26 protein-coding genes are annotated in these 26,528 nt (G+C 66.9%); 15 read left to right on the top strand and 11 right to left on the bottom strand.

Annotated features, from left to right (window positions below; all coding sequences use genetic code 11):
* Positions 1-129: 129 nt before the first annotated feature.
* On the bottom strand, positions 130-1,065 hold the full coding sequence (locus LGY53_RS08290; protein ID WP_225726033.1) for an NADP-dependent oxidoreductase: 936 nt from the start codon (positions 1,063-1,065) through the stop codon (positions 130-132).
* Positions 1,066-1,338: 273 nt separating this feature from the next.
* On the opposite strand from LGY53_RS08290, the gene clpB reads away from it, so the two are divergent.
* The 9 genes from clpB (at position 1,339) to LGY53_RS08335 (ending at position 9,913) form a co-directional block, all read left to right on the top strand.
* Positions 1,339-3,894, top strand: a complete 2,556-nt coding sequence (gene clpB / locus LGY53_RS08295; protein WP_225726034.1) for an ATP-dependent chaperone ClpB — start codon at positions 1,339-1,341, stop codon at positions 3,892-3,894.
* A 79-nt stretch (positions 3,895-3,973) separates the two neighbouring features.
* Positions 3,974-4,723 (top strand): DUF5666 domain-containing protein, encoded by a 750-nt coding sequence (locus tag LGY53_RS08300; protein ID WP_225726035.1) that lies wholly within the window; start codon positions 3,974-3,976, stop codon positions 4,721-4,723.
* 100 nt (positions 4,724-4,823) lie between these two features.
* Positions 4,824-5,807, top strand: a complete 984-nt coding sequence (locus LGY53_RS08305; RefSeq protein WP_374111148.1) for a hypothetical protein — start codon at positions 4,824-4,826, stop codon at positions 5,805-5,807.
* A gap of 82 nt (positions 5,808-5,889) precedes the next feature.
* Positions 5,890-6,711 carry an SDR family oxidoreductase gene (locus LGY53_RS08310; protein WP_225726036.1) on the top strand — a complete coding sequence of 274 codons (822 nt, stop codon included), beginning with the start codon at positions 5,890-5,892 and terminating at the stop codon, positions 6,709-6,711.
* Complete coding sequence (pyrE, locus tag LGY53_RS08315; RefSeq protein ID WP_225726037.1) at positions 6,708-7,289, top strand: orotate phosphoribosyltransferase; 582 nt, start codon at positions 6,708-6,710, stop codon at positions 7,287-7,289. Before LGY53_RS08310 ends, pyrE begins: the two co-directional genes overlap by 4 nt.
* Before the next feature lie 75 nt (positions 7,290-7,364).
* Positions 7,365-8,423, top strand: coding sequence for a beta-ketoacyl-ACP synthase 3 (locus tag LGY53_RS08320; protein WP_225726038.1), 1,059 nt, complete (start codon positions 7,365-7,367; stop codon positions 8,421-8,423).
* Positions 8,424-8,429: 6 nt separating this feature from the next.
* The gene (locus LGY53_RS08325; protein ID WP_225726039.1) at positions 8,430-9,122 is read left to right on the top strand and encodes a lysoplasmalogenase; all 693 of its coding nucleotides are present in this window, start codon (positions 8,430-8,432) and stop codon (positions 9,120-9,122) included.
* Positions 9,123-9,200: 78 nt separating this feature from the next.
* Positions 9,201-9,494: a type II toxin-antitoxin system Phd/YefM family antitoxin gene (locus LGY53_RS08330; RefSeq protein WP_225726040.1), complete on the top strand. Its 294-nt coding sequence runs from the start codon at positions 9,201-9,203 to the stop codon at positions 9,492-9,494.
* Complete coding sequence (locus tag LGY53_RS08335; RefSeq protein WP_225726041.1) at positions 9,491-9,913, top strand: type II toxin-antitoxin system VapC family toxin; 423 nt, start codon at positions 9,491-9,493, stop codon at positions 9,911-9,913. The genes LGY53_RS08330 and LGY53_RS08335 overlap by 4 nt, the downstream gene beginning before the upstream one ends.
* 95 nt (positions 9,914-10,008) lie before the next feature.
* Here LGY53_RS08335 and LGY53_RS08340 read toward each other — a convergent pair whose 3' ends face one another.
* Positions 10,009-10,968, bottom strand: coding sequence for an alpha/beta fold hydrolase (locus tag LGY53_RS08340; RefSeq protein ID WP_225726042.1), 960 nt, complete (start codon positions 10,966-10,968; stop codon positions 10,009-10,011).
* 82 nt (positions 10,969-11,050) lie between these two features.
* Entirely contained in the window at positions 11,051-12,487 is a 1,437-nt protein-coding gene (locus LGY53_RS08345) for a DUF4185 domain-containing protein (protein ID WP_225726043.1), read from the bottom strand.
* 176 nt (positions 12,488-12,663) lie between these two features.
* On the opposite strand from LGY53_RS08345, the gene LGY53_RS44100 reads away from it, so the two are divergent.
* Positions 12,664-12,975, top strand: a complete 312-nt coding sequence (locus LGY53_RS44100) for an excalibur calcium-binding domain-containing protein (RefSeq protein ID WP_225726044.1) — start codon at positions 12,664-12,666, stop codon at positions 12,973-12,975.
* Between the two features lie 57 nt (positions 12,976-13,032).
* Here LGY53_RS44100 and LGY53_RS08355 read toward each other — a convergent pair whose 3' ends face one another.
* Both LGY53_RS08355 and fbaA read right to left on the bottom strand, forming a co-directional pair.
* Positions 13,033-14,151, bottom strand: coding sequence for a BTAD domain-containing putative transcriptional regulator (locus tag LGY53_RS08355; RefSeq protein WP_167478449.1), 1,119 nt, complete (start codon positions 14,149-14,151; stop codon positions 13,033-13,035).
* 30 nt (positions 14,152-14,181) lie between these two features.
* Positions 14,182-15,216, bottom strand: a complete 1,035-nt coding sequence (gene fbaA, locus LGY53_RS08360; RefSeq protein WP_167478448.1) for a class II fructose-bisphosphate aldolase — start codon at positions 15,214-15,216, stop codon at positions 14,182-14,184.
* Positions 15,217-15,413: 197 nt separating this feature from the next.
* Here fbaA and LGY53_RS08365 point away from each other — a divergent pair, with 197 nt between their 5' ends.
* Entirely contained in the window at positions 15,414-16,106 is a 693-nt protein-coding gene (locus tag LGY53_RS08365; protein WP_225726279.1) for a DedA family protein, read from the top strand.
* A gap of 19 nt (positions 16,107-16,125) precedes the next feature.
* The gene (locus tag LGY53_RS08370) at positions 16,126-16,830 is read left to right on the top strand and encodes a DedA family protein (RefSeq protein WP_225726280.1); all 705 of its coding nucleotides are present in this window, start codon (positions 16,126-16,128) and stop codon (positions 16,828-16,830) included.
* A gap of 7 nt (positions 16,831-16,837) precedes the next feature.
* On the opposite strand, the gene LGY53_RS08375 is transcribed toward LGY53_RS08370, so the two are convergent.
* The 3 genes from LGY53_RS08375 to LGY53_RS08385 all read right to left on the bottom strand — a co-directional run bounded on the left by LGY53_RS08375 (position 16,838) and on the right by LGY53_RS08385 (position 19,433).
* The gene (locus tag LGY53_RS08375) at positions 16,838-17,926 is read right to left on the bottom strand and encodes a glycoside hydrolase family 76 protein (RefSeq protein ID WP_225726281.1); all 1,089 of its coding nucleotides are present in this window, start codon (positions 17,924-17,926) and stop codon (positions 16,838-16,840) included.
* Positions 17,927-18,314: 388 nt separating this feature from the next.
* Positions 18,315-19,034, bottom strand: a complete 720-nt coding sequence (locus LGY53_RS08380) for a TrmH family RNA methyltransferase (protein WP_225726045.1) — start codon at positions 19,032-19,034, stop codon at positions 18,315-18,317.
* Positions 19,035-19,076: 42 nt separating this feature from the next.
* Positions 19,077-19,433: a DUF4190 domain-containing protein gene (locus LGY53_RS08385; RefSeq protein ID WP_225726046.1), complete on the bottom strand. Its 357-nt coding sequence runs from the start codon at positions 19,431-19,433 to the stop codon at positions 19,077-19,079.
* A 95-nt stretch (positions 19,434-19,528) separates the two neighbouring features.
* Here LGY53_RS08385 and LGY53_RS08390 point away from each other — a divergent pair, with 95 nt between their 5' ends.
* Positions 19,529-20,899, top strand: coding sequence for a sensor domain-containing protein (locus LGY53_RS08390; protein ID WP_225726047.1), 1,371 nt, complete (start codon positions 19,529-19,531; stop codon positions 20,897-20,899).
* Positions 20,896-21,558 carry a response regulator transcription factor gene (locus LGY53_RS08395; RefSeq protein ID WP_225726048.1) on the top strand — a complete coding sequence of 221 codons (663 nt, stop codon included), beginning with the start codon at positions 20,896-20,898 and terminating at the stop codon, positions 21,556-21,558. Before LGY53_RS08390 ends, LGY53_RS08395 begins: the two co-directional genes overlap by 4 nt.
* A gap of 20 nt (positions 21,559-21,578) precedes the next feature.
* On the opposite strand, the gene LGY53_RS08400 is transcribed toward LGY53_RS08395, so the two are convergent.
* Positions 21,579-21,869: a DUF4190 domain-containing protein gene (locus LGY53_RS08400; protein ID WP_225726049.1), complete on the bottom strand. Its 291-nt coding sequence runs from the start codon at positions 21,867-21,869 to the stop codon at positions 21,579-21,581.
* Between the two features lie 171 nt (positions 21,870-22,040).
* On the opposite strand from LGY53_RS08400, the gene LGY53_RS08405 reads away from it, so the two are divergent.
* Positions 22,041-22,487, top strand: coding sequence for a hypothetical protein (locus tag LGY53_RS08405; RefSeq protein WP_225726050.1), 447 nt, complete (start codon positions 22,041-22,043; stop codon positions 22,485-22,487).
* Between the two features lie 52 nt (positions 22,488-22,539).
* Here the strand turns inward: LGY53_RS08405 and LGY53_RS08410 are convergent, their stop codons facing one another.
* Positions 22,540-23,586 (bottom strand): fused (3R)-hydroxyacyl-ACP dehydratase subunits HadA/HadB, encoded by a 1,047-nt coding sequence (locus LGY53_RS08410; protein WP_225726051.1) that lies wholly within the window; start codon positions 23,584-23,586, stop codon positions 22,540-22,542.
* A gap of 105 nt (positions 23,587-23,691) precedes the next feature.
* Complete coding sequence (locus LGY53_RS08415) at positions 23,692-24,867, bottom strand: hypothetical protein (RefSeq protein ID WP_225726052.1); 1,176 nt, start codon at positions 24,865-24,867, stop codon at positions 23,692-23,694.
* Positions 24,868-26,528 lie beyond the last annotated feature (1,661 nt).

A 26,528-nucleotide genomic window follows, 5' to 3' on the forward strand; every position in this document is an offset into this window, starting at 1 on the left:
CCGAACCGGCGGGTAACCGCTGGGCAAACTACATGCTCCGGCATGGTTACGTGACCGAATCGGCCGGACTTTTTCGACGCTGGAACCGAACCAACGCGGAGGGTGGCGCATTGGTTCCCCGCTCATTGGTCAGATGGCCAGGACGGTTTTACCGCGCGCGCCGGTGGCGCCGATCGCCGAGGCCGCCTCCGCCATGGGCACCGTCCGGTCGACCGGCACCACCACGTCGCCGTCCGCGACCCGGACCAGCAGCCGGGCCAATTCCGCCGCGCCGCCCTTGGATTCGATATTGCCGCCGCGAATACCCCGGCCGCGCAACGCATCCTCGTCGGCGGACCAGATGGTGGAGTAGACGACGCCGCCGTCGTGCACCAGGGTGGTCAGCTCGGCCAGCGCCTCCGGCGGGCTCACCAGATCGAGCAGCACGTCGACGCCGTCCGGGTGCAGCGCGCGGATCTGCTCGGTGACCGGGCCGGTCGTGTAGTCGACGGTTTCGGCCGCGCCGAGCCGCGTCACCTGATCCGCCGCCGGGCCGCGCGCGGTCGCGATCACATGTGCGCCTGCGATATTGGCCAGCTGCACCAGGAATGAGCCGACGCCGCCGGTCGCGCCGATGATCAGCACCAGCTGCCCCGGCTGGATCTTCGCCGCGTCGACGATGTCCTGCGCGGTCATACCCGCGGTCGGCAGGGCAGCGGCGGCGACGGTGGAGACCCCGTCGGGGATGGGCACCAGGGTGCCGTGCTCCGGGGCGACCGCGTATTCGGCGAAGCTGCCGTGGCCGACCGGCGGATAGAGGAATTTGCCGACAACGCGGTCGCCGACGCCGAATTCGGTGACGCCGGGCCCGACCGATGCGATGGTGCCCGCGCCGTCGACCCCGAGGATCATCGGAAAGTCGTGCGGCAGTTTGCCGTCCAGGTAGCCGGTGGCCATGCGCTGGTCGAACGGGTTGACACCGGCCGCCTCGACCTGCACCCGGACCTGACCGGGCCCGGGTTCGGGCAGCGGCATATCGGCCAGTTCCGGTGTCGCTCCGAACTTCCGTACCACGATCGCGCGCATCCATTAGCTCCTCAGAGTCCGGCTGACGAGTGATGCATCAACCAACGGCCAGGGCCATCGTATGCGTGGGTATGGGTAAGACGTGATGATTCGTCCCATTCGGTGGTGTCGCGGCGTAGCGTTTCCCGATAGGTCTGTAACTTTCCAAACTTGAGCGGAACAGACTCAACCTTTCCGACGTTGGACGGTATGAACGGCAGGGCTGTCGGTTGGTCATTCCGTCGACCAACTGCCCTAGGGGGCCGTGGGAAACAACTAGTAGGAAGGTGATTTGTGGACTCGTTCAATCCCACCACCAAGACCCAGGCGGCGCTGACGGCCGCCCTGCAGGCGGCATCGGCCGCGGGGAATCCGGAGATCCGTCCGGCGCACTTGCTGGTGGCGTTGCTGGATCAAACCGATGGCATCGCCGCCCCACTGCTGAAAGCCGTCGGCGTCGACCCAGCGACGGTGCGACGCGAGGCACAGGACATCGTGGACCGGCTGCCGCGGGCCACCGGTGCCACCACCACCCCGCAGCTCGGCCGCGAGGCGCTCGGCGCGATCACCGCCGCCCAGCGGCTCGCCACCGAAATGGGTGACGAATACGTCTCCACCGAGCACGTCATGGTCGGCCTCGCCGAGGGTGACTCGGATATCACCATGCTGCTGAAAAAGTATGGCGCCACCGCGGATTCGCTGCGTGAGGCGTTCACGACCGTGCGCGGCAACCACCGCGTCACCACACCCGACCCGGAGGGCAGCTACCAGGCGCTGGAGAAGTACTCCACCGATCTCACCGAGGCCGCGCGCGCGGGCAAACTCGACCCGGTCATCGGGCGCGACACCGAAATCCGGCGCGTGGTCCAGGTTCTGAGCCGGCGCACCAAGAACAACCCGGTGCTCATCGGCGAACCGGGCGTCGGCAAGACCGCCATCGTCGAGGGACTGGCCCAGCGCATCGTCGCCGGCGACGTTCCGGAATCGTTGCGCGGCAAGTCCGTCGTATCGCTCGACCTCGGCGCGATGGTGGCCGGTGCGAAATACCGCGGTGAATTCGAGGAACGGCTCAAGGCCGTGCTCGAGGACATCAAAAACAGTGCCGGACAGATCATTACGTTCATCGACGAGCTGCACACCATTGTCGGCGCGGGCGCCACCGGCGAATCGGCGATGGACGCGGGCAATATGATCAAGCCCATGCTGGCCCGCGGCGAGCTGCGCCTGGTCGGCGCGACGACGCTGGAGGAGTATCGCCAGCACATCGAAAAGGATGCCGCACTGGAGCGCCGCTTCCAGCAGGTGCTGGTCGGCGAGCCGTCGGTGGCCGACACCGTCGGCATCCTGCGCGGCATCAAGGAGCGCTACGAGGTGCACCACGGTGTGCGCATCACCGACTCCGCGCTGGTCGCGGCCGCGACGCTCAGCGACAGGTACATCACATCGCGCTTCCTGCCGGACAAGGCGATCGACCTGGTGGACGAGTCGGCCTCCCGGCTGCGCATGGAAATCGACTCGCGCCCGGTGGAAATCGACGAGGTCGAGCGCGCGGTGCGCAGGCTGGAGATCGAAGAGGTCGCGCTGAGCAAGGAGACCGACGAGGCGTCCAAGGCGCGCCTGGAAAAGCTGCGCCAGGAGCTCGCCGACGACCGGGAAAAGCTCAACCAGCTGATGACCCGCTGGCAGAACGAGAAGAAGGCCATCGACCAGGTCCGGATTCTCAAGGAGCAGTTGGAATCCCTGCGCGGCGAATCCGAAAGGGCCGAGCGCGATGGCGATCTCGGCAAGGCCGCCGAGCTGCGCTACGGCAAGATCCCGGCGCTGGAGAAGGAGCTCGCCGCCGCCGAAAAGGCAAGTGCCGCAGCCGGAGACGGCGAGGTGATGCTGAAAGAGGAGGTCGGGCCGGACGATATCGCCGAGGTGGTCTCGGCGTGGACCGGCATTCCGGTCGGCCGCCTGATGGAGGGCGAGACGCAGAAGCTGCTCCGGATGGAGGAGGAGCTCGGCAAACGCGTTGTCGGACAACAGGAAGCCGTGCAGGCGGTGTCGGACGCGGTGCGCAGGGCGCGCGCCGGGGTCGCCGACCCGAACCGGCCCACCGGCTCGTTCATGTTCGTCGGCCCGACCGGCGTCGGTAAGACGGAGCTGGCAAAGGCGTTGGCGGACTTCCTGTTCGACGACGAACGCGCGATGGTCCGGATCGATATGAGCGAGTACAGCGAGAAGCATTCGGTGGCTCGCCTCGTCGGCGCGCCGCCCGGCTACGTCGGCTACGACCAGGGCGGTCAGCTGACCGAGGCGGTGCGGCGGCGGCCGTACACGGTGGTGCTGTTCGACGAGATCGAGAAGGCGCATCCGGATGTATTCGACATCCTGCTCGCCGTGCTCGACGAGGGACGGCTCACCGACGGCCAGGGCCGCACGGTGGACTTCCGCAACACCATCCTCATCCTCACCTCGAACCTGGGTGCGGGCGGTGATAAGGACTTCGTCATGAACGCGGTGCGTTCGGCCTTCAAACCGGAGTTCCTGAACCGCCTCGACGATGTGGTCATGTTCCACGCGCTCGACGAGGAACAGCTCGAGCAGATCGTCGACATCCAGCTCGAGCAGCTGCAGAAGCGGCTGTCGCAGCGCAGGCTGGAACTGGACGTCAGCGATTCGGCCCGGTTCTGGCTCGCGGTGCGCGGCTACGACCCGGTGTACGGCGCGCGTCCGCTGCGCAGGCTCATCCAGCAGTCGATCGGCGACACGCTGGCCAAGGAGCTGCTCGCGGGCGAGGTGCAGGACGGCGACACCGTGAAGGTGACCGTCAGCCCGGATGGTGACGGGCTCGTCGTGGGCAGGTAACCAGCCGTCGGCGGGTCATTCGAGAATCAGAAGTGCGTGCCTTCCTCCAGGGGCACGCACTTTCTCTACTCTGGAACCCATGACGAACCCGAACGATCCCTGGGGGCAGCGGCCGGAGGAAGCGCCGACCGAATACCTGGGCAAGTCCGGGTACGAGCCGTCACTGCACACCACCGAGTACAACGAGGCGTACGGCCAGTCCGCGCCGTCGACGTATCCGGCGGCCGAGCAGTTCGATTCGTGGTCGCCGCCGCCCCCGAACGCCACCCGCGAGATGCCGACGCTGGAGAGTCAGTGGTCCGGCACGCAGCAGTGGGGGCCGAACGGTCCGGTTCCGCCGGGCGGCCCGCCGCCCCAGCCGGAGCCGCCGCGCCGCAATACCGGGCTGTGGGTGCTGCTGGGCATCGGGGTGATCCTGCTCGTCGGTGCGGCGGGCGTGGTCGCGGGCGTGCTACTCGGCGACAAGGGTTCGTCGAATACCTCGGCCCAATCCACCACGACGGCCCAACTGCCCACACCGACCCGTTCCGGCCAGCCGGGCACCAGCGGCATCCCGAGCATCCCCGGCCTCGGCAATGTCGACACCCTCGGCGCCACCCTCGGCACCATCACCGCCAACAGCGGCGGCACCCTGACCATCAACTCGCTGCTCGGCTCGACCGTCACCGTGCACACCGACGACAAAACCCAGGTGATCTCGGTTTCGGCGGCCAAGGCCGCCGATCTGCCGGTCGGCGATGTGGTTGTGGTGCAAGGGGATAAGGCCGCCGACGGATCGATTCAGGCGAAGGTCATCATCAGCACTTCACTGCCCGGCGGGCCCAAATGAGCCGGACGGCGGACAATCCAGGTGTACGCCCGCATTCGCCCCGGCCGTGCGCGGGGCAATGGCGGACTTCGTCCGGCAGCAACCATTAGGGTAGACGGCGATGACGGCAATGTGGTTCGGGCTGGCGACGATCGCACTGGTTGGTGCGATCGTGCTGCTCTATTTCGATCGGAAACAGCGGCAGCGGACCGGGCATGCGCGACAGGTGTGGGCGAAAGCTCAGGGCTACACCTATGTTTCGCTCGAACCCGCGCTGCCGTCCACCTGGCGGCGCGGCGCGCTGGCCAAGCTCGGCTACCTGTCGGCGGTCGACGTGGTCTCCGGAATCCGCAAGGGCGAGAAGTTCGTGCTGTTCGATCTGGAGGATTCCGCGACGCTGGTCGCGGTGCGCCGCCAGATCGGCTCGGATATCGATATCGATATGCGGCTCAAGACCGCATCGCCGCCCAAGGACGCCGATCTCGAACTGCTCGGCGCGATCGGTGACCGTGTCGTCTTCGCCACCAATCCGGAAATCGCCAGGCATGCCGTCGATCAGCGGATGGTCGCCTTCATCGAATCGCTGCCCGACTCCGTGCAGATGCTGTGGAGCGAGGGCAACTGGACCCTGGGCATGCTCTCGGTCGGCACCATCGCGCGCGAGTGGGAGACCGCGATCGATGCGGTGCTGCGGCTCTCGGGTCTGCTGCACGTGCTGCCGCCGGTGAGTGAACCGCGCGGAATGGACGGCGCTGGTCACGATCCCGGGCGCCCGCATCCGCGTCAGCGCGGGCGCGAAGCCGAACCGGACGAGTTCGACGACGAGCGGGACGACTACCCGAGATCCGGCCGCCCGCAACGGGAACCATTCGAGGAGCCGGACGAGCGCGAGGCGCCGCCGCGGCGGCCGTCGCTCGCGGTGGTGCCGGACGCGCGCGCCAAGGCCCGCGCCGAATGGCAGAACGACGACTGGCCCGACGACGAGGAGTGGGCGGAGGAACCGAACCGCCCCGAGCCGCACCAGGAGTCCGCCGAGACACCGGAACAGGCCGGCGGGCCGTTCCATCCGGGCTTCCGCCCGTATCAGGGACCCGTACCGCAGTGACCGGGCCGCGCCGGTCCGGCCCGCCCCGATTCTGCGCGCATGCTTGCTCAGCCCTACCGTTCCTCTCGCGATTCGAGCAGCCATGACCTTCGAGAATCCCGCACCGGCTCGCCTGCCCGGTGCTGTTCGCCCTGTCGCCTTGATCACCGGACCCACCTCCGGCATCGGACACGGCTTCGCGCTGCGACTAGCCTCCCTCGGCTACGACGAGGTCCTCGTCGCGCGCGACGAGGACCGTCTCGCCGCGCTGGCCGACGAACTGGAACGCCGCTTCGGCACCCGCTCCGAGGTGCTCGCGGCGGACCTGGCGGACGAGGCCGATCGGGACCGGGTCATCGCGCGCGCCGAAAAGGGTGTCGAATTCCTGGTCAACAACGCGGCCTTCGGACAAGCCGGCGCGTTCTGGACGCTGCCCCCGGCGGACCTGCAACGGCAGCTCGACGTCAACGTCACCGCCGTCGTGCGGTTGACCAGGGCCGCGCTACCCGCAATGATCGCGGCGGCCAAGGGTTCGGTGGTGAATGTCGCCAGCGTATCCGGGTTGATTCCAGGACGGGGCTCGACCTATTCGGCTTCCAAGGCCTACGTCGTATCCTTCACCGAAGGGTTGGCGGGCGGACTCGCAGGCACCGGGGTCCGGGTGCAGGCGCTGTGCCCGGGCTTCGTGCACACCGAATTCCATGAGCGAGCGGGTATCGACACGTCGTCGCTGCCCAAACAACTGTGGCTCACCGTGGACCGGGTCGTGGCCGGTTCGCTGAGCGATCTGGAAAAAGACCGGGTGATCAGCGTGCCCGGTGTGCAGTACAAAGCGATCACCACGGTCGCGGGAATGATCCCGCGCACCCTGGCGGCCCGAATGAATCGCGGACTGTTCAACGCACGCGGAAGGACGCAGAAATGATCGATCAGGCAACAGACCAGGCGACCGGCGCGGACGCGGCCGCCGAATCCGACCGGGACAGATTGGCCGCGCTGGTGCGCGAGCTGGCCGTCGTGCACGGCCGGGTGACGCTGTCCTCCGGCAAGGAGGCCGACTACTACGTCGACCTGCGCCGCGCCACGCTGCACCACCGGGCAGCGCCGCTCATCGGCAAGCTACTGCGCGAGCTCGTCGCGGACTGGGATTTCGACGCCGTCGGCGGGCTCACCATGGGCGCCGATCCGGTGGCGCTGGCCGTGATGCACGCCCCGGGCCGGCCGATCGACGCGTTCGTGGTGCGCAAGGCCGCCAAGACACACGGTATGCAGCGCCAGATCGAGGGTCCGGACGTGGTCGGCAAGCGGGTGCTCGTGGTCGAGGACACGACCACCACCGGTAATTCGCCGCTCACCGCCGTGCGCGCGCTGCGCGACGCGGGCGCGACCGTCGTCGGGGTCGCCACTGTTGTCGACCGGGAGACCGGCGCCGACCAGGTCATCGCGGCCGAGGGATTGGAGTATCGCTCGATCCTCGGACTGAAGGACCTGGCACTCGGCTGACCTGCGAAAGCTACCGGTGGGTTAGCCTGGACTCCGGTCAGTTCGTTCATTCTGTGAAGGGTCGAGTGTCACATCGTGGTGAGCCTTGCGTTAAACAAGAATCGGCAGCACGTTTCGATGCTCGGCATCGGCGCCTACCGCCCGCGCCGGGTGGTCAGCAATGCCGAGGTGTGCGAGGTGCTCGACTCGACCCCGGAATGGATTTTCGAACGCACCGGAATCCGCAATCGCCGCTGGATCAGCGGTGACGAGACGCTGCGCAGTATCGGGGCGGCCGCGGGTGAGCGGGCGCTGGTCAACAGCGGGATTGACCGGTCGAAGATCGGCGCGCTGATCTTCGCGACCTCCAGCTGGCTCACCCTGACCCCGCACGGCGCACCCCAGGTCGCCTACGACCTGGGGCTGAACGGTATTCCGGCATTCGACCTGACCTCCGGCTGCGGCGGTTTCGGCTACGGTCTCGGCGTCGCCGCGGATCTGATCCGTGCGGGTTCGGCGGAATACGTGCTGTTGATCGGGGCGGAGACGATGACGGTCGGCCTCGACCCGACCGACCGCGGCACCGCGATGATCTTCGGCGACGGCGCGGGCGCCGTCGTGGTCGGGCCGAGCGAGGAGAACGGCATCTCCCCGACGGTCTGGGGCAGCGACGGCGAGAACGCGTCCGCCATCGCGCAGGACGTCGACTTCCTGGAGTACATGCAGAAGGCGCAGGCTATGCAGGGCACCGATCCGGCGGTCGAACCGCTCGGCCGGATGTCGCTGCGGATGGAGGGGCCGCGGGTATTCCGTTGGGCCGCAGTCACTTTGCCGCGTGCGCTGTCCACGGCGCTGGAGGTGTCGGGGGTGGCCAAGGAGGATATCGAGGTCTTCGTGCCGCACCAGGCCAATGCCAGGATCAACGAGCTGATGAAGAAGAACCTCGGCCTGGCCGACGAGATCCCGATGGCCAACGATATCGAGAACACCGGCAACACCTCGGCCGCATCGATCCCGCTGGCCATGGAGGAAATGCTGGTCACCGGCAAGGCGAAGGGCGGCCAGCTGGCGCTGTTGCTCGGCTTCGGCGCCGGGCTCAGCTATGCGGGACAGGTGGTCACGCTGCCCCCGAAGCCGGTCGAGCCGAGTTTCTGATCTGCGATGCGTCCTTTTCGCGCCGGGTATCTGGCCGCTGCGGCGGTGACCGTCTACGGTGCTTTGTGCGGCCGAAATCGGTTGCAGTGGTTGGCTAAACCGCTGCTGATGCCGTTGCTCGCCGCCGACGTGGCCACCCACGGTTCCGGCATGGACCGAGCCGACCGCACCGTCCTGCTCGGCTCCCTCGCCGCCGCCACGATCGGCGACACCCTGCTCATCGAACCCGACGACGAACGCCGATTGATCTGCGGCGCTTCGGCTTTCGCGGTGATGCAGGCCGGATACGCGACGCTGTGGTTGCGTCACGGCGCCCGCCCACGTCCCGATATCGCACTGCCGAGGCTGGGCGCCTGGCTCGGCGCCGCCGCTCTGATGCGCGCCAAAGCGCCGAATGTCGCTGTGCCGCTTACTGTTTACGGTGCGACACTGGGTGCGGCCGCCGTCCTCGCCTCCGACCCAGAATTGGCCCCCGAAACGAAAACAATTGCGGGCCTGAATATCCCGGGCCCCGACCCACGCAGCCGGCTCGGCCTGGGCGCCCTGCTGTTCACCGCCTCCGACGGCCTGATCGTGTTGCGCAAGCTGTTCGCACGCAGCGAGCGTGCCCGACGGCTGACCGAGGGCGTCATCCTCGCCACCTACACCGCCGCGCAGTACTTACTCGCCGATCCCCGAGCGCATGTGAAACCGTTGTAGAGGGGCTGAAGCCTACGCGTGAATTCGTGCACGCGATCATTGGGGCCACGGTGTGGGACATTGGGCTACACTTGGTTCATGTCCACGCCTCATGAGATCAATCAGCGCGACCTGAAGCTGCGCGCGAGTGAGATCATGGACGCCGTCGAGCGGGGGGAGACCTTCACGGTCACTCGCAACGGACGCCGGATCGCCACAGTTACACCAATCGGCCCGCGTCCGACGTTCGTCCCGAAAGAGCGAATTGCCGCTGCGTTTTCCGGTGCGCCGGTGCTGGACAATCGCAGGTTTCGTGACGATGTCCGTGCCTTGTTCGAGGAATCGGAGTACGACCCGTTCGATCGTGCGCGGGAAGCGGGCCGCGACGCATGACACTGCCGCGACAGGGTTTGCTCGACACGAATGTGCTCATCCTGATGGATGGGCTGGATCAGGATGAGCTTCCCGCCGAGCAAGCAATCAGCGCACTCACGCTGGCCGAGTTGTCTGTTGGTCCGCTGGCCACTGATGACCCCGAGGAGGTTGCCGCGCGAATGGCGGTGCTGGGCCGAACGGAAGCGGAGTTCGAGCCGATCCCGTTCACGGCTGCGGCTGCCCGAGCATTCGGCCGGGTGTATGCGGCTACCGTTGCTGTCGGTCGCAAACCACGCAGGTATTACGTCGACTTATTGATCGCATCCACTGCGATCGCGAACAAACTTCCGCTGTTCACGGTTAATCCGGACGATTTTCTCGGCCTTGAGCGGTTGCTCGTGGTCCACCCGGTTACCCATCCCGACAACCGATCCTGATCTCGGTCACCGCTGCGGCCGCCTGATACCTGGTCGGCGATCCGCGGGCGAATGAAGCCCGCCCGTCGTCATGACGGACGGGCTTCGGGGACAGGTTAGGCGCGGGCTACTGTCCGCACGTCCGTCGATTGCAGGAACAGTTCGATAGCGGCGAGTAGTGCCTGTGGTGCGTCCTCCTGCGGGAAGTGCCCTGCCTCGGGCAATTCGACGATCGGTGCGTCGGGGAACGCGGCGCGGAACGCGGGGATGATGTGACGTGGTAGCAGGGCGTTGTCGCGCATACCTTCCAGCAGTAGTGCCGGTTTGGCCCGCAGTATGGTCGCGATCTCCGGATCCGGTGGTAGCACAGGCGGTTTCGCGCCTGGCGTGACCAACTGCTGTGGGAATCGGATTACCCCGCGGCAGGCCGCGCGATCGGTGAAATGGCTTGCGTACGCGCGTATCCAGGTCGGTGTGACGATCTCCGGGTGGGTGATGGTCTGTAGGGCCAGCATCAGATGGGTCACGGTGTGGCCGGCGTTGCCGAGAATCTGCTCCAGCGAGCCGTCGGCCTGGGCCGCGCCCGCCCAGCGGAACCAGGCGCTGTCATCGTGGTTGGCGTTCATCAGCTCCTGATAGCCGGGCTGGCCCAGGGGTAGCACCGTATTGATCGCGACGATGCGCGCGATCCGGTCCGGGTGGCGCGCCGCGAATCCGGCGCCGATCGGGCCGCCCCAATCGTGCAGCACCAAGGTGATTCGCTGCAGGTCCAGCACCTCGACCAGCAGGGTTTCCAGGTTGTCGATATGTTCGATGGCGAGGTATTCGCGGTCCGGTGGGGTTGCGCTCTTACCGAAACCCATGTGGTCGGGCACGATCATCCGGCGGTCGGCGGCGAGCGGGCCGATCAGGTGCCGCCACAGATAGCCCCACGTCGGCTCGCCGTGCAGTAGGACAAGGGTTTCGGGCGCATCCCGGGGACCCTCGTCGACATAGTGTTGGCGAAACCCGGCGGCCTCGGTGTAGTTCGGGCGGAACGGCCAAGTGCCGTCGAAGGTTTCGTCGCTGTGGATCATCCGCTGCCTCTCCTCTGAACGGGTCCGGGCAGGCTATCGGCGAACCACTGACATCCTCGGTCAGTGGGAACCTCGCGGATCGTCACTCGATGGTGGCGTGCATCAAGTAGACGTTGTAATCGCTCCACGTCGAAATGTTGAAGTACAGGTCCGATCCGGACGACCAGGGGTGAATGAAGCCTCCGTACAGTTCCGGATAGTCCGACACATGGACCGTCGGTGTGGGATCGGACCACTCACCCTGCGGTGAATCCGCTTCGCGCACAACGATTGCCGTGCGCTGCGTGTCGAGATAGCTCATCTGCCAAACGTTTCGGGAGGCGTCGAATCGCACCGAGAGTTCGCCGACGGTGCCATCGACGATCGGTGTCGCCGAGGCGGATCCGCCGACCGGGGTCCAGTCTCCGTCCCGCCAATACTGGTAGGCGGTAGTGTTGAGGAGCTGATCCTTCGGTACCCGTGCCAGCCCGACCTGCCCGAGCCTGGTATTCGGCGTGCCGAACATGTAGACGTAGTCGCCGTGCGGAACCATCGCGCTCACTTGGAAATTCGCGAGCCCGAAGATGTCGTCCCAGCGCGCGTACGGATCCTTGGTCCAGGTCTGGCCGTGGTCGTCGGAGTAGGAGATACCGCCGTAATTCGTGTAGAAGGTGCCGGGAATGCTGTTCCAGGTGCGAATCGACATGTAGCTCAGGTACTGTCGCGCGCCGATCGCGAAACCCGAAGTGGGAATGGTGGTTATCTCGACATTGTCGAGTTTGCGACTGGACAGCACCTCCGCGGCGTGGCACCGGTCGTCGGTGACCATGCGATCGATGATCATGCCCGCGGCGAGGTTGTGGTCGGTGCTGAAGCCGAGAACGTTGCTGCGCCAATCGGATCCCATACCGCCGGGCGGATGGAATTCCCGGCCGACGGTGTCGCCGAATGCGACGGCGATCTCACCGGGTGCGCTCTCCCACATGATGCCGAGGTCGGTGCCCTGCACCTGCCAGCGCTTATCGGTGCGGTTCACCGAATCGGCTCCGGTGAGCTTGGCGACCTCGCGGACTTCGCCGATCCGTGGCGCGGGCCGCGCGGGCGTCTGCGCCGCGGGTTCGGTGGGCGGCTGTACCGGCGCGGGTGGCGGCGGCGCCGGTCCCGGTTCCGGGCTCGGTCCCGGTATGGCGAAATAGAAAGGCTTGGGGCGCAACAGGATTTCCGGGATACCGAGCTGCTGGGCCAGGCCGGGCGGCGGTGCGGGCCGGTCGGTGAGGTCCGGGCACGGGTTGGTGCACGGATCCGGCGGCAACTCCATTTCGGTGCGGGTCGGCGCCGGTTCGGCGGGCCGCTGCGGCACCACGGTGATCGCCGGATACGGGATGGGCACCTCGAGCGTTTTGGGGACCAGCGGCTCGTGGGTGGGTGCGGGATCGTTCGAGCACGGACCGACGCCGGCAGGCGCGGCATCGGCGGGCCCGACGAGCGCGCCTGCCGCGAACACCACCGCACCGACCGCGGCAACGAACCGCCCGGCCATAGGCATCCCCTCGAAATCCGATGGCTGTACCCGCACCAGTGAGTGACCCTACCCGCCGGACATCCGACAAATGGTGCGACTTTCCGAACCGCACAACAGATTTCCCCGGCAACTCACAGCAGACTTTCAGCCGGTCGCCGCGCACGATACCGTCCAGTAGGGCGCAGGATGAAGGGGTGAAGGTTCTCTATGCTCTGCCCGCGCTGTGCGGCGCCGGACTGGTGGTCGTCGGCATCGCATGCGCGCCGCAGGCCGCAGCGGCACCCCCCATCCCATCGGCGAAGACGATTTCCGTCAACGATCCGGATCGCTCCAGGGAAATGATCGAGGAGCAGGAGAAGGCGGACAAGAAGGACAAACAAGAACCGACCATCTACTTCGATTGCAGCACGGTGCGGGCCATGCATCCGGGCCCACTCACCGTCGGCGAACCCGGTTACAACCCGGCCCTGGATTCGAACCACGACGGAGTCGACTGCGAGTACTAGGCGAGTGCCTCGCAGCCGAGGTCGGGCTTCGTCCGCAGCGCCCGTTAGGCGCGTCCGCTACGAAATCGCCTGAAAGGTAAGCACGGTCGCGCCGATCCGGATGGCATCCCCGTCGGCGAGCAGCGCACCGCTGTCGATCGGTGCGTCGTTGACGAAAACGCCGTTGGCCGAATGCAAATCCTTGATCAGCAGCCCGGCCCGGCTCGGCATGATGTGCGCGTGGTAGCGGCTGGCCTTCGGATCGTCGAGGACCAGATCGTTATCGGTCATCCGGCCGATTCGCATGCCGCCCTGGGCGATTCGCACCGCCCGGCCGTCCGGCATGCGCAGTTGGCCGCTGCGCACGGCGCGCGGCAGTTCGGTGACCGTCTCGGTCATCGCCGCGGCCATTCGCTCGGCGCGCTTCATCTCCATGGTGCTGAGCGGTTCCTGGCGCAGCACCCGCTGCTCCAGGTCCATCAGCGCCGGGCTCGGGTCGATGCCGAGTTCTTCGGCGAGGACGGTGCGCACTCGGCGGCAGGCATCCAGCGCATCGGCCTGACGCCCCGACAGATACAGCGCGGTGATCAGCTGCACCCACAGCGGTTCGCGCAGCGGATGGTCGGTGGTCAGCGCGACCAGCTCGCCGATCACCGATGACGCACGCCCGCAAGCGATTTCGGCATCGATCCGGGCGGAGGTGACGAGCAGCAGCTCCTCGTCCATCGCGGTGGCGAATCCGTCGGCGAACTGCAGACCGGCCAGATCGGCCAGCGCGCGACCGCTCCACTCCTTCAGCGCCGCACCGAAAAGCTGGCCGGCTCCGGGATGGTCGCCGACCTCGGCGGCCCTGGCACCCGCATCCCGCGCCGCCTCGAAACGCCCGAGATCGCATTCGTTCTCGCTGATCTCCAGCCGGTAACCGGACGATTCGGTGCGCAGCACCATCGCCGGATCGACACCCGAATTACGCAGGGCCTTACGGATATTCGAAACGAATACCTGCAGACTCGCCGCATAGGAATCGGGTGGATCCTCGTTCCACACCATATCGGCCAAGGCGGCCGAACTCACCGCGCGTCGCCGGTTCACCGTCAGCGCGGCGAGCAAGGCCCGCGGCTTGGGCCCGCCGACCGCCACCGGCTCACCGCCGACGAGCAATCGAACGGGCCCGAGCACGCGCACATCCAGACTCATGTGCTCCAAGCCCCCCGTGGGGTCGTTAGGTCAGGCGCTGATCGAGCGTCCCGCGGACTTCAGATCATTGCACGCCTCGACGACCCGCGCCGCCATCGAAGTCTCTGCCTTTTTCAGGTAGCTGCGCGGATCGTAGGTCTTCTTGTTGCCGACCTCGCCGTCGATCTTCAGCACGCCGTCGTAGTTGGCGAACATGTGGCCCGCCACCGGACGGGTGAACGCGTACTGGGTGTCGGTGTCGACGTTCATCTTCACGACGCCGTACCGCAGCGAGTCCTCGATCTCCGACTTCAGCGAGCCCGAACCGCCGTGGAACACGAAATCGAACGGCTTGGAGCCCTCGGGCAGGCCGAGCTTCGCGGCCGCGACGCGCTGACCCTCGGCCAGCACCTCCGGCTTGAGCACCACATTGCCCGGCTTGTACACGCCGTGCACATTGCCGAAGGTGGCGGCCAGGATGTACTTGCCGTTCTCGCCGGAGCCGAGCGCATCGATGGTCCGCTCGAAATCGTGCGGCGAGGTGTAGAGCTTCTCGTTGATCTCGGCCTCGACGCCGTCCTCTTCACCGCCGACGACACCGATCTCGACCTCGAGGATGATGTTGGCGGCGGAGGTGGCCTTCAACAGCTCCTTGGCGATCTCCAGGTTCTCGGCGATCGGGATCGCCGAGCCGTCCCACATATGCGATTGGAACAGCGGGTTCTGCCCCGCGTTCACCCGCTCCTGGGAGATCGCGATCAGCGGGCGCACGAAGGAATCCAGCTTGTCCTTCGGGCAGTGGTCGGTGTGCAGCGCGATGGTGACGTCGTACTTGGCGGCGATCACATGCGCGAATTCGGCCAGGGCGACCGCACCGACGACCATATCCTTCACGCCGAGGCCGGAACCGAATTCCGCACCGCCGGTGGAGAACTGGATGATGCCGTCGCTGCCCGCATCCGCGAAGCCCTTGATGGCCGCGTTGATCGTCTCCGACGACGTGCAGTTGATCGCCGGGAAGGCAAAGGAGTTCGCTTTGGCCCGACCGAGCATCTCGGCGTAGACCTCCGGAGTCGCGATGGGCACTGTGAAGACCTCCGTGTGTGCGTCAAGAGACAATTTTGTCAGTTCACAGACTAGGCCAGCGTGGTTTCGCCGTCTTTGACGGGAGACACAATGCACACGCGCGCGGCGCCGAAGGTACGCGGCAGCCATTCCATACAGCATTTTCAGCGACACCCGGTACTGTGGGCCGGGTGATTGCGCTGGCTGCTACCGATGCGGTGACGAGCAACCTTGCCTTGCTGCCCCGTTTCATGGACCCGATGTATCTGCTCACCGAGTCCTCGCTGAAGCACGCGGTGCTGCCCGCCATTCTGCTGATCGTTTTCATCGAGACCGGTCTGCTTTTTCCGCTCCTGCCCGGCGATTCGCTGCTGTTCACCGGCGGCCTGCTGAGCGCGCAACCGCATCCGCCGGTCGAGCTGTGGGTATTGCTGCCCGCGGTGGCGATCGTCGCCTTCCTCGGTGACCAGTCCGGCTATTGGATCGGCCGGGGCATCGGCCCGGCGATCTTCCGCAAGGAGGACACCCGCTTCTTCAAGAAGCACTACGTCACCGAGACGCACGCATTCTTCGAAAAGCACGGGCCGAAGACGATCATCCTGGCCCGTTTCGTGCCGATCGTGCGCACCTTCATGCCGGTGCTCGCGGGCGTTTCGAAGATGGATTACCGCAAGTTCGTCGCCTTCGACATCGTCGGCGCGGTGTTGTGGGGCGGCGGTGTCACGGTCCTCGGCTACTTCCTGGGCAATGTGGAATTCATCCGCAAGAACGTCGAGGCGATCTTCCTGTTGATCGTGCTGATCTCGATCCTGCCCGGCATCATCGCCTTCGCGAAGCGGCTGCTCAACCGGGACGTGTCCGGTTCGGCGAACGGAGAGCTGGCCGCTCCGACGAACGAGCCCATCCACTGAGCAGGTGTCCGCGGTGCAGTTGCCCCTAGCCGTGGGCAGTTTCGACCCACTGCTCTCGGCCGGGCCCGCGCTCGTCTGGACGGTGGTGCTGACCTTCGTCTTCCTGGAATGCGCGATCGTGCTCGGCCTGTTCCTGCCCGGCGATTCGATGCTCATCACCGCCGGAATCGTGATGGCGTCCAACGCATCCGATGAGCGGCACGTCTGGGCGCTCTCGCTCGGCACGATGGTCGCCGCGATCGCGGGCAATCAGGTCGGCTACGTCATCGGGCAGCGCACCGGTCATCACATCGTCGCGCGCAAGAACGGCCGCTACATCAACACCAGGAATCTGCAGCGGGTCTCGGAGTTGCTGCACAAGCACGGCTTCCTGGCGGTGCTGGTCGCGCGCTGGATTCCGTGGGTGCGCACGCTGTGCCCGACGGTGGCGGGCGCCGCGGGGATGGACCATCGCAAGTTCACCATCGCCAGCACCGTCGGCGCGGTCATCTGGGCGCCGGTGCTACTACTCATCGGCTACTACGCGGGCGGTTTCCTGGAGCGGGTGCCGTGGCTGATGCCCGCGGTGATCGGCACGCTGGTGGTCGGCCTGGTCATCGGCACCGTGCTCGGCATTCGGCACTACCGGCAGGAGATGCGCAAGCCCGCCGAGGACTTCGACCTCGGGCCGACGCCGACCATCGAACGCGGCGGGTCGGCCCGCACCTGCGAGGCCGAGGGATAGGCCCGGGTCATAGCCCGGCCGCGCTCACCAAATAGGCCGCCTCCATCAGCATCCAACCCGAAAGCTGTACCGAGAGATCACGTTCCGGGATCCGCGACGAGGTGACCGAGCCGCCCGCGGTGAACCGCGCCGCGCCCGCGGTGCCGCCGGGTAGCGTGGCCGGTTTGTTCCATTCGTGCCCGAACAGCGGTTCGCCCTCGACCTGGAGGCGGTTCGCCCAGGCGGCCCGCGCCGAGTCGCGCACGATCGCGGCGGCCCTGCGCCGGTCGTCGACCTGTTCGGGCTCCGCGCCGGGCAGCATCAGCGCGACCAGCGCGAGATAGCGGGCCAGGATGCCGTTGAACAGGCCGCCGTCACCACCGCCGCCCCCGTGGATGACGCCCTTGGTGGTCATGTGCTCCTCGACGGCGGCGAGCAGCCGATGCACCCGCTCGACGTGGCGCGATTCGCCGGTGTGCACCGCGACCTCGGTCTCCAGACCGAGCACCACGCCCTGGCAGTAGGTGAACACCGGACGCTCGATCTCACCGGATGGCAGGTGGATACCGTCCAGGATCAGGCCGGATTCCGGGTCGCGCAGGGTCGCGTCCAGCCAGTCGGCCATCTCCTGCGCCCTGGCGTGATGACCCAGCCGGGCCAGCGCGATCCCCGCGGGACCGTTGGCCGGGGCGTTGTAGAAATCCGAGCCGAGCCGCCACGGCAGCCCACCGCCCTTCTCCGGCGCCCAGCCCTCGTACAGCGGCTTCTCCAGCGCGACAAGCGCGCCGCGCGCCTCGGTGACGCCCTGGGTGCGGGCCGCGCGCTCCAATGCGATGGCCAGCCAGGCCATATCGTCGTAGTACTTGTTCGTCCAGCCGGTGATATTCCGCAGCCGATGCGAACGGGTAAGTGCCGCAAGGCGTTTGCGCCGTGCCGGCGTCGGGGTCCGGTTGGCGGCGTCGACGGCGCAGTCGATCAGATGGGCCTGCCACCAATAGTTCCAGTACGCGAAGCCGCGCTCCCGCCTGGTGGCCGGCCAGCCGACGACACCCAAATGCGTTCCGGGAAAGGCCCATACGGCACGCAGATGGCGGGAGACGATCGCCGACTCGGCCATATCGGCGCGCTCGGACCAGACGGCCGGGGTGGCGTCCGCCGCGTCGACATCGCGTCCGGTTCGGCGCGGCTGTCCTTTCGGTAGTGATTGCGCGGTACCGGCTTGCGCGGTGCGAGCCGCTTCGGCTCCGGACGCGGTGGCGTCCGGGGTTGCGGAGCCGACCGGAGGTGGTTCGGCACCGGTTTCGGTCGGCGTTGCGGTGGGCTCCGTCGCTGCACTGGTATTGCTCTGCGCGGCGCCGGGGCTGGTCTGTGGGTGCTGGCCGCTCCGCGAGGTCATGCGTCAATGGTGCCAGTTTGCGGCGACGTTTCGTGCCCGATTTGTTACATAACGGAGATACTGAACTCCTACCTGGGAATTCGGGCGTGTCGCGTCGTTTTTCGTCGAATTACCAAGCGGTCGTGAGGTCGGCATGTTGACGGATCCAGGTATGCATGGCGATACCCGCGGCGACACCGGCATTGATACTCCGAGTGGAGCCGAACTGCGCGATCGAAACAGTCATGGCCGCACCGTCTTTCGCGTGTGCGGTGACGCCGGGACCCTCCTGCCCGAACAGCAGCAGGCACTCGCGCGGCAGCGTCGCGGTCTCCAGCGGCACCGAACCGGGCACATTGTCGACCGCGACGACGGTGAGCCCGGCCCGTTCGGAAAACGCCAGCAATTCGCTGATATCGGCATGATGTTCGATGCGCTGATATCGATCGGTGACCATCGCGCCGCGCCGATTCCACCGCCGCCTGCCGACGATATGGACCGCGGCCGCGGCAAAGGCATTCGCGGTGCGCACCACGGTGCCGATATTCGCGTCGTGCCCGAAATTCTCGATCGCCACATGGAACGGATGCCTGCGCCGATCGATATCGGCGACAATCGCCTCCCGTCGCCAATACCGATAGGCGTCGACGACATTGCGCCGGTCACCGCCCGCCAGCAATTCCGGATCGAAACGCGGATCGTCCGGTGCGGGCGTGCCGTATTCGAGCACCCATGGGCCGACGCCGCGCGGATGTTCGCCCCACTCGGTGGGGCCGGCGAGTTCCGTTTCGTCGGGGGCCGGATGGACACCTGCGCGTGCCGCGGTGGCGTCGGGCGATGGGTAATTCACTCCGTCGATGCTAATTCGGGCGGTCGCGGCGATAACCGGCGGCTATGCGCCGGTGCTCGTGCCGAACAGCCCGAAGAAGATGAACGGCAGCGCGAACGCGGCCACCATCAAGACGGCGAACAGGATCAGCAGAATGGTGCCGATAATGCCGCAGATATAACCGATCTGCACATTGCTCCGTCCGCCGATCGCGCCGCCGGACGCATCGATCTCGGCGAGCGCGCGCCTGCCCATCACCCAGGCGATCGGGGAGAGCGCCTGACACATGACGACGCCGAGAATGCCGAGGATCATGATCGTTGTGGTCTGTGGGTGATCCGGTGGCCGCTGGTAGTAGGCGGGATACCCGTACGGCTGCTGCCCGTATGGCCCATAGGGCTGCTGCGGCGGATAGGTCACACCCCGGATGGTAGTGGCATGGTGTAGCTGGCCACACCTCCAATTCGGTGGGCAGCGCGATCGAATACCCGTCCGATACCGACAACCATGGAGATATGACCGAGACGCCTGTCGAAACCCTCGTCGCGGACGCGCCGTCCGGGGATCCCGGCGCGCGGGCCCGCGCGGTGGCCCGCGCCGTACTACGCGCGCCGATCCAGCTGCGAACCTGGAAAGAAATCGCCTATCTGCTGACGGCCTTCCTGCTCGGCGGATTGGCCGCGACGTGGGGATATCTGGCGGTGGGCGGCGGCATTCTCTTCTCGTTCACCATCGTCGGTGTTCCGGTGCTCGCGCTGGTGCTGCTCGGCGGGCGGGTATGGGGCCGGATTTATTTGGCGCTGGCCAAGGATCTGCTCGATTCGCCGCTGCCGGCGCCGCCGAAGTTCGCGCCGGTACCGGGCCTGTTCGGCTTCCTGAAGAGCGCGTTCACCGATCGAACCAGTTGGCGCGCACTGCTTTTCCTGTTCCTGCAGGTGATTCTCGGGTTGGTTGTCGGCTATTTCGTGCTCGCCGCGATCGCCATGGCGGTTTTCCTGGTGCTCTCGCCGGTCGTGTGGGCGGTATTCCACCCGACCAATATCGATAGCAACGGCGTCGAACGTCATTCGATGCTGCAATTCGGCAACTTCTACTTCGACACCTGGCCGCGAATGCTGCTGCTCTCGCTGGTCGGCGTGGTCGCGCTGTTCGTGCTGCCGTGGCTGATTCGCGCGATCTGCGTCGTGCACCGGCTGCTCATCGCCGCGCTGCTGAGCTCGACGGCCCGCGATCGCAGGATGCACGAGCTCACCGTGAGCAGGCAGATCGCCGTGGAGGATTCCGCGACGACGCTGCGCCGGGTGGAACGGGATCTGCACGACGGCGCGCAGGCCAGGCTGGTGACCATCGCCATGACGCTCGGGCGCGCCGAGGAGCGGATCGCCGCGGGCGGCGATGCCACCGAGCTGATCGCCGACGCGCGCGCGTCGTCCAAGGAGGCGCTCACCGAGCTGCGCGAGCTGGTGCGCGGAATCCATCCGCCCGCACTGGAATTGGGGCTGGCTCCGGCGCTGGAGACGCTGAGTTCGCGCTGCGCGATCCCGGTGGAGCTGCGGGTGCTGCTGCCGGAGCGGCCGAGTCCGGCGGTGGAGGCAATCGCCTATTTCTCGGTGGCCGAACTGCTCACCAACGTCGTCAAACACGCGAACGCCGACCGCGCCTGGGTCTCGGTGGTGCCGACGGATGCCAGGACCATTGCGATTACCGTGCGGGACAACGGCATCGGCGGAGTATTACCGCCCGAGTCCGGGGTGATCGGGGTGGGCAGCGGGCTGTCCGGCCTGGCCGCGCGCGCCAGGTCGGTGGACGGCACGCTCACCGTGCAGAGTCCGCCCGGCGGGCCGACGGCGGTGACGCTACTACTGCCGAAGGAGGTATCCCGTTGACCGCCAACGAATCCGGCCTACGGGTGGTGATCGCCGAGGACAGCGCTATCCTGCGGGACGGGCTGGCCGGGCTGCTCGCCGAGCGCGGACATGACGTGGTCGCCATGGTCGGCGATGCCAGCACACTCAATGATGTTGTCGGGCAGCATAATCCGGATGTGGCAGTGGTGGACGTGCGAATGCCGCCCACCTTCACCGACGAGGGGCTGCTCGCCGCGCTCGAACTGCGCCGCAAATACCCGATGACCGGCGTGCTGGTGTTCTCCCAATGGATCGAAACCCGTTACGCCACCGAACTTCTCGCCGGTGGCGCGGCCGGTGTCGGCTATCTGCTGAAGGATCGGGTCGCCGATGTGCGCGAATTCGTCGACGCGCTGCAGCGGGTCGCCACCGGCGGCACCGCACTCGACCCGGAGGTGGTGAGTCAATTGATGGGCGCATCCCGCCAGCAGGATTCGCTGGCCCGCCTCACCCCGCGCGAGCGCGAGGTGCTGGAACTGATGGCGCAGGGGTTGTCGAACAATGCCATCGCGGGCGCGCTCAGCGTCACCGAGCGGGCGGTGGAGAAGCATATCGGCAATATCTTCACCAAACTCGACCTGCCGCCGTCGGATACCCATCACCGCCGGGTCCTCGCGGTCCTGCGGTTGAAGGGATGAATAGGGGTTGAAGGGGTGAATCAGGCGGCGAATGCGGCCGCGGTCTCCGATGAGCCGCCCGCGACGTTGACGATGATGCCCGCGACGATGCCGATCACGAGCAGTACGGTGGCGATGATCCCGCAGATGTAGCCGACCTTGACGTTGCCGCGCCCGCCGATGCCGCCGCCGGAGGCGTCGATCTCCTTCAGCGCGTTCTTGCCCATTATCCAGGCGACCGGCCCGAGGAGCTGGCACAGCACCAGGCTCAGAATGCCGAGCACCAGCACCGTCGTGGTCCTGGGATGATTTGTTCCATAAGAATTGCTCACGCGAAAACCATAGGGCGACAACGGGAATAGTCCGTCACCGTTCGGGTAATCCGTATATCAGCGAATGGTAATCGGGATAACCGGCCGGTCATGAACTCGAAATTGCGTCGAGACCATTTTTTCGGCCCGGCCGTTTATTCTGGGTATCTGGTTGTCGGGGTGGAGGTCACCATGGACCACGCACGGATGCTCCGCACGGTGCTCGGGGTCACCGCCGGATACCTCGTCGTGCTAGGCCTCTGGTTGGGCTGGCTGGTCCATTTCACCCCTACCGAAACGGTGCCGTTCCAAATTGTGGCGTTGGTCGGGGTGTTCGGCACCGCACTCGGCCTCGGAATGCTGCTGGCCGCGCGGCCGTCCAAGGCCGACCGGCTGCTGTGGCGCAATGGGCTGGAGGGCTGGGCCACCATCGAGGGCGCGCATCCGCTGGAGCGCACCGACCACCACAGCACGCTCACCGAATTCGATCTCGAACTCACCGTGCCCGGCTCCGAAAGTTACCGTGGCACCATTGTTTTCGATGTGATGCCAGCGGATAGGGCTCGGCTCGCCGTCGGCGGGACGATTTCCATCCGCGTCGATCCGGATAACCGCGACCGAATCATTCTTGTGCTTTGACGAGCCGATTCCGGTGGCAACGCGAAATACGCGCTGCCACCGGATAATTCGGTTACGAAAGGCGAACCTCGGCGATGGCGCGGCCGAAGATCTTGCGGCCCTCCGAGGTCGCGTTCAGCAACAGCGTCGCGGTCTTGCGTTCCGGATCCAGGGACTTGACCTTGCCGCTGAACTCGATGGTGCTCGCCTTGTCCGCGGGCACCGCGACCAGGCTGGACAGCCGCACGCCGAACTTTTCGATCGCGGTCGGATCGCCGAGCCACGAGGTCAGGTAGCCGCCGGCCAGGCCCATCGACAGCATGCCGTGCGCCACCACGGTCGGCAGTCCGGCGAGCTGTGCGGCCTGCTCGCTGAAGTGAATCGGGTTGGTATCGCCCGAAACACCGGCGTAGTTGGCGAGGTCGCCCCGGGTCACCTGCGCGGTGGAAGCCGGAAGCACTTGCCCCGCAGCGAGATCGGCGAATTTTGGCACGGTGTATACGGGGGTGTCCTCGCGCTCGGCGGCCACCTCCAGCGCGCTGTCGGCGCCGAGTCTGATCAGCACATCGGTATCGTCCAGACCCAATTCCTGGCGTGACGGGGTGTGCATCATGATGCCCCCCACCAGCTTCGCCAGATTCGGATCGATCTCGGTGCCGCGGCGGCCGACGATCGTCGTATGGCCGAGCTGCGCCACCTCGCCGCGCTGATTGGTCATCACGAATTTCACGGTGATGAACTCGTTGTCACCGTATTCGCGGACCGACTCGATCACGATATCGCTGGTGATCTTGTCACCGGCGACCATCGGACGCAGCATTTCGAAACTCTGATCCGTCTGCAGAATCTGCGAGAGGTCGTAGTGGGTGAGCACCGAATCCAGTAGCGCCCTGGTGCTGGTCCAGCCGATCACCGACGCGAAGGTCGGCGGTGCGATGATGCCCTCGTTACCGAGTGCGTGCGCGTCTGCCTCGTTGTGGTGTGCGCCGTGATAGTTCTGCACCGAGCGTGCGAACTCGCGGATCTTTTCTCTGCCGACCTCGTAGTGATCCCGAACCCGGAACCGCTGACCTGTCAGCGTCGCCGTCCGCACGACGGTGTCGGCTTCCGGTTCTGCCAATGTTTGTTCCCTGCCCATGATCCGGGTCATGCTACTGACGAACCGGTCTGTTGACCAGGTAGCTGTGATCTGCACGACCGGATATCGCGCCTGTTCTGCCTTCGGTTACTGAGTACCCGCAGGCTGTTCACAAACCTTCCAGCCGCCGTTGGTCTTTTGCAAATCGAAGGTGCGCGGCGAACGTTTCCCCGGATCGGCATCGGTGTACACGACGGCCTGGGCGACCGCCTTGTCATCGGTGATCTTGATTGCGCCGACATTGTCGACGATCGGAATGTTCTTGCGGTCCATGGACAATTGGTGCAGGTTCGCGAACTGGTCCGGTGCGACGGTCTGGTAGTAATCGTGCAGCTGACCACAGGTGCTGCTGCGCAGCGCGGCCAGATCGCCCGCCTTCAACGCCTTGGTGAAGTCGGTGATCACCCCGCGGATCTGACCGTCCGCCGAATTGCCCTTCGTGGTGGTGACCAAAGTCACTACCACCGCGATCAACGCGACCACCGCTATCGCCGCACCGCCGACCGTGAACAGCAGTCGCTTCGACCGCTGCGGCCCGGCCTGATCCGCCGATTCGGGGGAGATCTTCTGCGGCGCGGCCACCGGGCGCGGCTGCGGCGGCCGGGGGCCGGGCACCTGCCCCGGAGTCGTCTGCTGGATATCCGCCGGCGACGGCGCGGTCGCCACCACCGGGCGCGGTTTCCCGGGCTTCGGCGCGGACGGCCGGGTCTCCTCGATATCGGCATCGGCCGAAGGGCCTTGCGGCCCAGGCTGTTTCGGGCCCGGACCGGGCTGCTTCGGCCCCGGCGCCGGACGTGGCGTGCTCGGCGGTTTGGTCAGCGGTGCGCCCGCTGCCACCCGATCGGTGCCCTTGCCGGATCCCTTGTCGCCCTTGCTGGTTCGCTGTTTCGGCGGCTGGCCCGGCGGTATCTGAATCGGCAGCGCCATGGTCTTCGCCTCGGCCGGATTCGGCACGATCCGCATCGCAACCGTCTTGTCCTCGGACCCCGGCACCTCGTCCTGCGGCGCCTCCTCGGACTTGTCCCGCTGCCCCGGCCGCACCGTCCGCATCACCATGGTCACCGCATCGGCGTTCCCGGCCCCGGCGTTATCATCGCTGTCCCCCGGATCCCGCTGCGCCCCACCATCTTCAGCATCCTTCTCGACGGACGCCTTGGTGTCGGAGGCTTTTTCGGCACCGGCATCCCGCGCATCCGCTGCGGCGGCACCGGTCCCCGACTGGTCACCGACAGCCGAAACTCCCGCTGCGGTCGCCTTGTCCACCGGCCCAGCTTGCCCAGATCGAGTCTGCGCACCCGACCGCCCGGTTGCTCCCGGCACAGTCGAATCGGCATCCTGCCCGGTGGGAGCCGTTATCCCGGGCTGACTTCCAGCCGCTGAACCGCTCGCAGCGGCCGCCGCCGACTCAGATCGAGTCTGCGCACCCGGCCGTCCGGTTGCTCCCGGCACAGTCGAATCGGCGTCTTGCCCAGTGGGAGCCGTTATCCCGGAACGACTTTCGGCCGCCGAACCGCTCGCAGCGGCCGCCGCCGGCCCAGCTGTCCCGGAACGGGTCTGCGCACCCGGCCGTCCGGTCGCTCCCGGCACAGTCGAATCGGCATCCGGTCCGGCGGGAGCCATTGTCCTGGAACGACTTTCGGCCGCTGAACTGCTCTCGGCGGCCGCCGCTGTCGCCTTGGTTCCCGGTCCGGCAGGACCGGCTGCGTTGGGCTGGTTTCCAGTCCCCGATGGAACGGTAGTGCCCGGTACGGTCGCGTCGGCGTCGGGCCGGGTACCCGCTCCGGCAGGCCCGGTGGCCGGGGGCTGAGTTCCGGCACCGGAACGGCCAGCGGCTGCGGCCGCCGAATCAGGTTTCCCCGCACCCACATTCGCCCCACCGCGCTCGACCGCGCCCGGTCGGCCCGCCGCGGCTCCGCCGACACCGGTCGATGGCGGCACCGATCCGCGTGCAGCTCCGCCCGTCTGTTCGGCACCGGCTGCACCCGACTGGCCGCCAGCCGCTCCGGCTTCAGACCCGCCGGACCGCCCCTGGCCCCCGCCCGATCCACGGTTGTCGCCCGTATTCGGCTGCCCACCTGAAGTACCCGCGCCAGAACCGGGCGCCACCCCGGAAGCCCCTGTCCCCGCACCGGCCCGCGCGGGACCCTGCGGCGTGCCCCCGCCCGGCCCGCGGCTGTCGGACACCTTCGACTGGCCACCGGATGAACTCGAGCCGGAACCGGTTGCGGCCCCAGACGTCCCCGCACCGGTCCGCGCGGGATTCGGCGATGTGCCTCCACCTGGCCCGCGATTTCCGGCAGTGCTCGCCGGACCACCGGCAGGCTGGACGCCCTGCTGCGCCGGATTCGGTGTGCTGGCACCGCCTGCATTCGACTGGCTTTCAGTCGCACTTGCCGCGGTACCGCCGCGCGGAGCTCCGCTCGGGGGTGTTCCAACGCTGGGCCGGGTAGCACCCGGCGATGCTGCGCTGCCTGGCGCGTTCGATCGAGGACTCCCCGCAGGCACCTGGTCGGCTGATGCTCCGAGTGGTGAAGAACCCGGTGTGCCCTCGCCGGGACGACGGGGATCGGTTGCGCCCTGCTGTTTTCCGGCGTTGCCTGATCCTGCGGCAGTGGAACCGGAGCCGGGCGTAGTTCCCGATGTTCCGCTCCCGGCGCCGGGGCGGACCGGATTCGGCGGTGTCGAGGAACCTGGTCCGCGATTTCCGGCAGTGCTCGCCGGACCACCGGCAGGCTGGACGCCCTGCTGCGCCGGATTCGGTGTGCCGACGCCGCCTGCACTCGACTGGTTTCCAGGCGCACCCGCTGCGGTGCCGCCGCGCGGAGCTCCTGTCGGTGGGGTTCCAGCGCCGGGCCGGGTAGCGCCGGGCGATGCTGCGCTGCCTGGCGCACGGGTGCCGGGAGCGCTCGATTGACGATTGCCCG

The sequence above is a fragment of the Nocardia sp. JCM 34519.1 genome, from assembly GCF_020361265.1.
GTDB classification, from domain to species: Bacteria; Actinomycetota; Actinomycetes; order Mycobacteriales; family Mycobacteriaceae; genus Nocardia; species Nocardia arthritidis_A.

Excerpts from the sequence above, each read along its gene's own strand:
- LGY53_RS08290 (WP_225726033.1), bottom strand. The coding sequence starts at position 1,065 with ATGCGCGCGATCGTGGTACGGAAGTTCGGAGCGACACCGGAACTGGCC.
- LGY53_RS08300 (WP_225726035.1), top strand. The coding sequence starts at position 3,974 with ATGACGAACCCGAACGATCCCTGGGGGCAGCGGCCGGAGGAAGCGCCG.
- LGY53_RS08305 (WP_374111148.1), top strand. The coding sequence starts at position 4,824 with ATGACGGCAATGTGGTTCGGGCTGGCGACGATCGCACTGGTTGGTGCG.
- LGY53_RS08310 (WP_225726036.1), top strand. The coding sequence starts at position 5,890 with ATGACCTTCGAGAATCCCGCACCGGCTCGCCTGCCCGGTGCTGTTCGC.
- pyrE (WP_225726037.1), top strand. The coding sequence starts at position 6,708 with ATGATCGATCAGGCAACAGACCAGGCGACCGGCGCGGACGCGGCCGCC.
- LGY53_RS08325 (WP_225726039.1), top strand. The coding sequence starts at position 8,430 with ATGCGTCCTTTTCGCGCCGGGTATCTGGCCGCTGCGGCGGTGACCGTC.
- LGY53_RS08330 (WP_225726040.1), top strand. The coding sequence starts at position 9,201 with ATGTCCACGCCTCATGAGATCAATCAGCGCGACCTGAAGCTGCGCGCG.
- LGY53_RS08335 (WP_225726041.1), top strand. The coding sequence starts at position 9,491 with ATGACACTGCCGCGACAGGGTTTGCTCGACACGAATGTGCTCATCCTG.
- LGY53_RS08340 (WP_225726042.1), bottom strand. The coding sequence starts at position 10,968 with ATGATCCACAGCGACGAAACCTTCGACGGCACTTGGCCGTTCCGCCCG.
- LGY53_RS08345 (WP_225726043.1), bottom strand. The coding sequence starts at position 12,487 with ATGGCCGGGCGGTTCGTTGCCGCGGTCGGTGCGGTGGTGTTCGCGGCA.
- LGY53_RS08355 (WP_167478449.1), bottom strand. The coding sequence starts at position 14,151 with ATGAGTCTGGATGTGCGCGTGCTCGGGCCCGTTCGATTGCTCGTCGGC.
- LGY53_RS08375 (WP_225726281.1), bottom strand. The coding sequence starts at position 17,926 with ATGGCCGAGTCGGCGATCGTCTCCCGCCATCTGCGTGCCGTATGGGCC.
- LGY53_RS08390 (WP_225726047.1), top strand. The coding sequence starts at position 19,529 with ATGACCGAGACGCCTGTCGAAACCCTCGTCGCGGACGCGCCGTCCGGG.
- LGY53_RS08405 (WP_225726050.1), top strand. The coding sequence starts at position 22,041 with ATGGACCACGCACGGATGCTCCGCACGGTGCTCGGGGTCACCGCCGGA.